At 46.5% G+C, this 6,000-nt stretch carries 8 protein-coding genes, 2 tRNA genes and 1 other RNA gene; 2 read left to right on the top strand and 9 right to left on the bottom strand.

Going from position 1 to position 6,000, the window contains the following annotated elements; genetic code table 11:
* From EXW93_RS16290 to tadA, 6 genes are all read right to left on the bottom strand, one after another.
* Nucleotides 1–166 (bottom strand): DUF2508 family protein (locus EXW93_RS16290; protein ID WP_174316737.1); only part of this gene is annotated, 166 nt, incomplete at its 3' end.
* On the bottom strand, nucleotides 163–762 hold the full coding sequence (gene recR, locus EXW93_RS16285) for a recombination mediator RecR (RefSeq protein WP_023469882.1): 600 nt from the start codon (nucleotides 760–762) through the stop codon (nucleotides 163–165). The genes EXW93_RS16290 and recR, both read right to left, overlap by 4 nt.
* Nucleotides 763–780: 18 nt before the next feature.
* Nucleotides 781–1,101, bottom strand: coding sequence for a YbaB/EbfC family nucleoid-associated protein (locus tag EXW93_RS16280; protein WP_023469881.1), 321 nt, complete (start codon nucleotides 1,099–1,101; stop codon nucleotides 781–783).
* 18 nt (nucleotides 1,102–1,119) lie between these two features.
* On the bottom strand, nucleotides 1,120–2,805 hold the full coding sequence (gene dnaX / locus EXW93_RS16275) for a DNA polymerase III subunit gamma/tau (RefSeq protein ID WP_023469880.1): 1,686 nt from the start codon (nucleotides 2,803–2,805) through the stop codon (nucleotides 1,120–1,122).
* A 95-nt stretch (nucleotides 2,806–2,900) separates the two neighbouring features.
* Nucleotides 2,901–3,167: signal recognition particle sRNA large type (gene ffs, locus EXW93_RS16270), an RNA gene on the bottom strand.
* A gap of 48 nt (nucleotides 3,168–3,215) precedes the next feature.
* Nucleotides 3,216–3,722 carry a tRNA adenosine(34) deaminase TadA gene (gene tadA / locus EXW93_RS16265; protein ID WP_023469879.1) on the bottom strand — a complete coding sequence of 169 codons (507 nt, stop codon included), beginning with the start codon at nucleotides 3,720–3,722 and terminating at the stop codon, nucleotides 3,216–3,218.
* 108 nt (nucleotides 3,723–3,830) lie between these two features.
* Here tadA and EXW93_RS16260 point away from each other — a divergent pair, with 108 nt between their 5' ends.
* Nucleotides 3,831–4,460: a deoxynucleoside kinase gene (locus EXW93_RS16260; RefSeq protein WP_023469878.1), complete on the top strand. Its 630-nt coding sequence runs from the start codon at nucleotides 3,831–3,833 to the stop codon at nucleotides 4,458–4,460.
* Entirely contained in the window at nucleotides 4,457–5,134 is a 678-nt protein-coding gene (locus EXW93_RS16255; protein ID WP_023469877.1) for a deoxynucleoside kinase, read from the top strand. Before EXW93_RS16260 ends, EXW93_RS16255 begins: the two co-directional genes overlap by 4 nt.
* A gap of 73 nt (nucleotides 5,135–5,207) precedes the next feature.
* Here EXW93_RS16255 and EXW93_RS16250 read toward each other — a convergent pair whose 3' ends face one another.
* From EXW93_RS16250 to EXW93_RS16240, 3 genes are all read right to left on the bottom strand, one after another.
* A complete protein-coding gene (locus EXW93_RS16250) occupies nucleotides 5,208–5,672 on the bottom strand; it encodes a DinB family protein (protein ID WP_174316736.1) in 465 nt (154 codons plus the stop codon).
* A 102-nt stretch (nucleotides 5,673–5,774) separates the two neighbouring features.
* Nucleotides 5,775–5,864: transfer RNA gene (locus tag EXW93_RS16245), tRNA-Ser, on the bottom strand.
* Between the two features lie 34 nt (nucleotides 5,865–5,898).
* Nucleotides 5,899–5,989, bottom strand: a tRNA-Ser gene (locus EXW93_RS16240).
* Between the last annotated feature and the right edge of the window lie 11 nt (nucleotides 5,990–6,000).

Below are 6,000 nucleotides of genomic sequence, written 5' to 3'. Positions count from 1 at the left end.
AATACAGTGATTCCGCTAACTTCATTTGTGCTTCTAAATCACCATAGTCATCATAGCTGATTTCTAAGAGATGACGCTTCATCAAATAATCTTCTTTTGCTTTTGCTAATTCTTCTAACAAACGCTGGTCGTACTCACTGCGAATCTTCTTTCGAAACCAACTCATAGTTCGCGACGTCCCTCCATTGCACGAGATAACGTCACTTCATCTGCGTATTCAAGATCTCCGCCAACCGGAAGACCATGGGCAATTCGAGTGATCCGAATACCCGTCGGTTTTAAGAGACGCGATAGATACATCGCTGTCGCTTCTCCTTCGATATTCGGATTAGTTGCTAAGATGACTTCCGTAATCGCTTCGTCCGCTTGAAGACGTGTCAGTAGGCTAGATACATTGATATCCTCTGGACCGATTCCTTCCATTGGACTGATTGCTCCATGCAAGACATGATACAACCCTTGGTAATCTCGCATCTTTTCCATTGCAATGACATCCCTTGAATCTTGGACGACACAGACAATCGTACGGTTTCGGTGTTTATCTGTACATACATAACAAGGATCTTGATCCGTGATATTCCCGCAGACACTACAGTAGGCAATGTCGCGCTTCGCGCTGACCAATGCCTTTCCGAACATCAAGACATCGTCCTCTTCCATATCAAGGACATGAAACGCTAGACGAACTGCTGTCTTCGGACCAATCCCCGGCAGTTTCGTAAAACTTTCGATCAAACGACTAATCGCTTCAGGATATTGCAAGTGGTTTCCTCCTACGAATTAAAACATTCCCGGCAGATTCATACCTTGTGTGAATTTCCCCATTTTACTTGCTACGAGTTCATCGACCTTCTTCAAAGCATCGTTTGTTGCGGCTAAGACGAGATCTTGAATCATTTCAACATCATCTGGATCAACGACTTCTTCTTTAATGATGACATCTACGATATTTTTATGACCATCAGCGACGACTGAGACCATTTCTCCGCCTGCTGTACCTGTCACTGTTAAGTCTTTTAGTTCTTCTTGTGCTTTCGCCATATCCTTTTGCATCTTCTGCATCTGCTTCATCATATTGTTCATGTTTCCCATTCCGCGCATCTGTATTCCTCCTCGAATTTAATCTTCGAACTCTACGATATCACCAAAACGACCAAGCGTCTCGGACAATAACTGATCGCTCTCCGATTCTTGTTTTGTTTCCTTCTCTTCTATACTACTACTATTTCGCTTAGCAACAAACTCTGCCTTCAGTTCATGCCAATCCTTTGAGAGAATCGCTAAAATTTCGCGTTTGACGCCGCATACTTCATACAGCGCTTCTTCAATCACGAAACGTGTTCGTTCATTCGTCATGACCTGCTCAAAGTGCCATCCTTTACCGTCATCGAATTCAATCAGCAACGTATCCGCTGAACAAAGAACCGGTTTACTCTCATGGAGTAACGAGTAGATGGGGCCATCTTCTTTTAAAATCCATTTTAAGATGTGATCCCAGCGTTCTTGAATCTCGCGCAATTGCGCTTTCTCTGCTCGCTCTAGCATTTGGCGAATCCGCTCTTTGGCGATTCGAACGGTTGGTCGTCCTTGTTTCCGCTTCGGTTGCGCTTGTGGTGCAGCCGCTTCTTGTGCTGGAACACCATTTGACTTCCACTGGTGCATCTGTTCTTTCATTTCGCGGACTTCCTGTTGCAACGATTGGACGATCTGTCCCGTTGTTCTCCCTTGTTCCGCAATTTGAATGAAGGCAATCTCAACGAGGACTCGCGGATGATTCGTCAACCGCATCTGTTGTTGGCAGTCATGTAACTGATCAATGATCGTAAAGCACGTCTCCGCTTCAATCGATTCAACGAATTGTTTGAACTCATCCGTCGGGCGCGCACGCTCTAGCAAATCGACAGCTGTAGGCGAGGCTTTCAACAACAACGTGTCTCGGTAAAAGAAGACGAGATCCTCAACGAAACGCTTTAAGTCTTTCCCCGCTCGCTGCATCGTTTCAAGCGTCTGTAACAACTGATCGACTTGATGTTCATGTAAGGCACGGGCAATGTTCAGTAATGCTTCATCTTCTACTGCTCCTGTTACTTCAAGAACAGCCGCATCATTTAGATCACCATTCGAAAAAGCAACCGCTTGGTCGAGTAGACTCAGCGCATCACGCATACCACCATCCGCCGCTCGGGCGATCAATCGTAATGCCGTATCCGAATACTCGATCGATTGGTCTTTTAAGATATATTGCATCCGCTCTACGAGTTGATCGACTTCATGCCGCTTCACATCGAAACGTTGGCAACGCGAGATGATCGTCGCCGGAATTTTATGTGGTTCAGTCGTTGCTAAGATGAAGATGGCGTGCGCCGGTGGTTCTTCTAGTGTTTTGAGCAAGGCATTAAAGGCACCTGTCGACAACATATGCACTTCATCAATGATATAGACTTTATAGGCTGCTTCTGAAGGGGGATATTTGACTTTATCCCGGATTTCCCGAATCTCATCTACGCCGTTATTGGAAGCGGCATCGATTTCGAAGACGTCCGGGCTTGATCCTTCTGTGATCGCAAGACACGTCGGGCACGTATTACACGGTTCTTTGACCGGTGCATGCTCACAGTTGATCGCTTTAGCGATGATTTTGGCAAGACTCGTCTTTCCTGTTCCACGAGGACCCGAAAATAGATAGGCGTGGGACATCCGTCCCTCCATCAATGCATTTTGGATCGTACGGGTGATATGCGCTTGTCCAACGACTTCGTCGAATCGTTGCGGACGGTACACGCGGTATAGTGCTTGATAGGCCAAGTTTGCGCCTCCTCTTTTTAAGTTCCTCATTCTATTTTACCTAAAAAAGTCTACAACCGAAACCGGCTGTAGACTTGTCTTTAAAAATTAAACTGCCGCGCACCATATTCTGAAATATGTTCAACATGCGTTACTCACGCAGCCTGCTCAGTCCAAGCACCCCTACAACACACAGAGAGCACCACTTAAGGCTGCTTCCTTCCGGACCTGACCTGGTTCATGGGTATCTGTTGCGTAGGACTCAAACGTCAACGCTACTTACGTGAGGCAGACCACACCAATCATATCCCTCGACATGGAATTCAGTCTCGCTATAGCGGATTGCGAGTGACAGGGAACCGCTACATCCCCACCTAGCACGGCAAATGGTTTATCGATTTTTAGTGGCACCTTGTTTCAGTGCTTTTTCATTATACTGTTTCATCTGGTGCGATGCAACCCATTGCCCGCTTTCGCGCTTTCTTTTTCGCGCGCAGTTCCCGAAAGAACGTCGTTAGCATCTCACCACACTCTTTTTCTAATATACCGCTCGTCAACTCTGAGACATGATTGAACCGATCGTCTTGCACTAGGTTCATCAGCGTTCCGCAGCACCCACCCTTCGGATCAACGGCACCAAAGATGACATGTTCAATTCGCGACAGCATGATGGCTCCCGCACACATCGGACACGGTTCGAGTGTCACGTATAACTCGCACCCTTCAAGTCGCCAGTTCCCGAGCTTTCGGCAAGCCTCCTCGATTGCGATCAACTCCGCATGTGCCGTCGCCTGTTGATCCGTTTCCCGGTGATTGTACCCCGTCGCGATGACTTCATCGCCTTTGACGATGACACATCCGATCGGAACTTCACCGATTGCTTCTGCCTTTTTCGCCTCTTCAATTGCAAGGCGCATATAGTGTTCCTGTCGTTCCATTGACGATACTCCTCACTCTAAAAAAATTCTCCTTTTGAAACTTCAGCAAGTCGTACTTCTTTGTGCTAAAATATAAATTGCACTTTGCTGAACGGAGGGTCATTGTATATGTTCATAACGGTTGAAGGACCGATTGGTGTAGGCAAAACATCACTTGCGAACGCCATCAGTCACCATTTCTCTTTTTCTATGTTACGCGAAATCGTCGAAGAAAATCCCTTTCTTGGAAAGTTCTATGAAGATATCGAAGAATGGAGCTTCCAGACGGAAATGTTCTTCTTGTGCAATCGCTTCAAACAACTCGATGATATCGAACGTCATTACCTCAGTAAACAACGCTCTGTCGTTGCTGATTACCATATCTTTAAGAACTTGATTTTTGCACACCGCTCTCTAAAGGTAGAGCATCTTGAGAAGTATGAACAAATCTATTCGATCCTGACGACGGACATGCCAAAACCAGATGCTGTCATCTACTTGAACGCAAGTATCGACACCTTGATGAAACGTGTTGCGCTGCGCGGACGAGAAATCGAAGAAAATATGTCACGTGCCTATCTCGAACAATTAGCCGAGGATTACGAGACATTCGTCACGGAATACCAAGTCAAACATCCGGAAGTCAAAATCATCCGTTTCGACGGAGATGCTCTCGACTTCGTCAAGCGACCAGAAGATCTCGAGTACGTCTTGACGACGATCCGGAACGAATTATATGAAGGAGCGAACCACGCATGAACTTGAAGCTACGTGAAAAATACAACATCCCGGCAGATGCCGTCATTACGATCGGCGGTATGGTCGGGATCGGGAAATCAACGATCACAAACGGATTAGCCGATGCCCTTGGTTTCCGGACGTCACTCGAAAAAGTCGATACGAACCCTTACTTGGATAAATTCTATCATGATTTCGAGCGTTGGAGTTTCCACCTCCAAATCTATTTCCTCGCTGAACGCTTCAAGGAGCAAAAGCGGATTTTCCAATACGGTGGTGGTTTCATCCAAGATCGTTCAATCTATGAAGATACAGGGATCTTTGCTAAGATGCATTTTGAAAAAGGAACGATGTCTCCAACGGACTATGAAACATATTCAAGTTTGTTTGACGCAATGGTCATGACACCGTTCTTCCCACATCCGGATCTTTTGATCTATCTTGAAGGTTCGTTCGAACAAGTGCTTGAACGAATTCGTCTTCGCGGACGTGAGATGGAGCAGCAGACACCCATCGAATATTGGGAAGAGATGTATGAGCGCTATACGAACTGGATCAATAACTTCACGATCTGCCCGGTACTTCGTTTGTCGATCGACGAATACGATTTACTGAACGAGCCAGAATCCATTGACCGGATTCTCGCGAAGATCGAAAAACAGCTTGAAGTCGCTCGTATTGCCAATACACGCTAACTGATTAGATCTGCCTCTTAGGCGGATCTTTTTTTGCGCAAAAAAAGGAGACGCGTGTCGCATCTCCCTCGCATTAACCAATCACTTGATTGATTTGTTCCATATGGTGTAGATCATGTTGAGCCATTGCTCCGAGGAACTGACCGATTGTCAGTTCTTTGTCTTTCATGACGACCTTGTCCTGCAGGCGTTCTTCCGGAATCAATTCGACTGCACGGCGCAACAAGTCACGGCTGACTAAAAACTCATCAATCGTCAAGATCCGTTGCTGCTCACGGCTCATCTTCGCTGCTTCCTCATTGACCGCTTGGCTATCTGGTGCGACACGGAATGGTTCCCCCGCGAGCAAGTACGGGATGCGCTCTGCGACCATGAAGCGATCCCATGGTGATAAGTGACCGATGATCTCAGCAATCGTCCATTTACCTTCTGCATACGATGTTCGCCATGCCTCTTCTGAAATCTGTTCCAAGTCTTTTACATATGTCATCGTCATCGCATAATGCGAAAGCAACGATTCTTTTGTTTGTTCGTTCATTTCGTCCACCTCTTCTTCGTTTTTCACGTAGGCAACCATAGCACGCACGAAGAAATCGATGCAACAAAAAAGCACCTCAGAATTGAGATGCTTCATAAAAAGCGGAGTCGGTGGGATTCGAACCCACGCGAGCCTTGCGACCCCTAACGGATTTCGAGTCCGTCCCCTTCAGCCGGACTTGGGTACGACTCCATGATTATATTTATTTTTGGGTAAAAAAAAGAAGTGGAGGAGGCGGTGGGATTCGAACCCACGCACGGCTTTCGCCGCCTGACGGTTTTCAAGACCGTTCTCTTAAACCACTTGAGTACGCCTCCAAGCTATAAAA

It is taken from the genome of Exiguobacterium sp. JMULE1 (genome assembly GCF_013337175.1).
GTDB lineage: Bacteria > Bacillota > Bacilli > Exiguobacteriales > Exiguobacteriaceae > Exiguobacterium_A > Exiguobacterium_A indicum.
The sequence above is the reverse complement of the archived record's forward strand: the minus strand, read 5'-3'. Positions and strand labels throughout refer to the sequence as shown.

What these genes read in the sequence shown, in the direction of transcription:
- EXW93_RS16255 (WP_023469877.1), top strand. Translation starts at nt 4,457, where the DNA reads ATGAACTTGAAGCTACGTGAAAAATACAACATCCCGGCAGATGCCGTC.
- EXW93_RS16280 (WP_023469881.1), bottom strand. Translation starts at nt 1,101, where the DNA reads ATGCGCGGAATGGGAAACATGAACAATATGATGAAGCAGATGCAGAAG.
- EXW93_RS16260 (WP_023469878.1), top strand. Translation starts at nt 3,831, where the DNA reads ATGTTCATAACGGTTGAAGGACCGATTGGTGTAGGCAAAACATCACTT.
- EXW93_RS16250 (WP_174316736.1), bottom strand. Translation starts at nt 5,672, where the DNA reads ATGAACGAACAAACAAAAGAATCGTTGCTTTCGCATTATGCGATGACG.
- tadA (WP_023469879.1), bottom strand. Translation starts at nt 3,722, where the DNA reads ATGGAACGACAGGAACACTATATGCGCCTTGCAATTGAAGAGGCGAAA.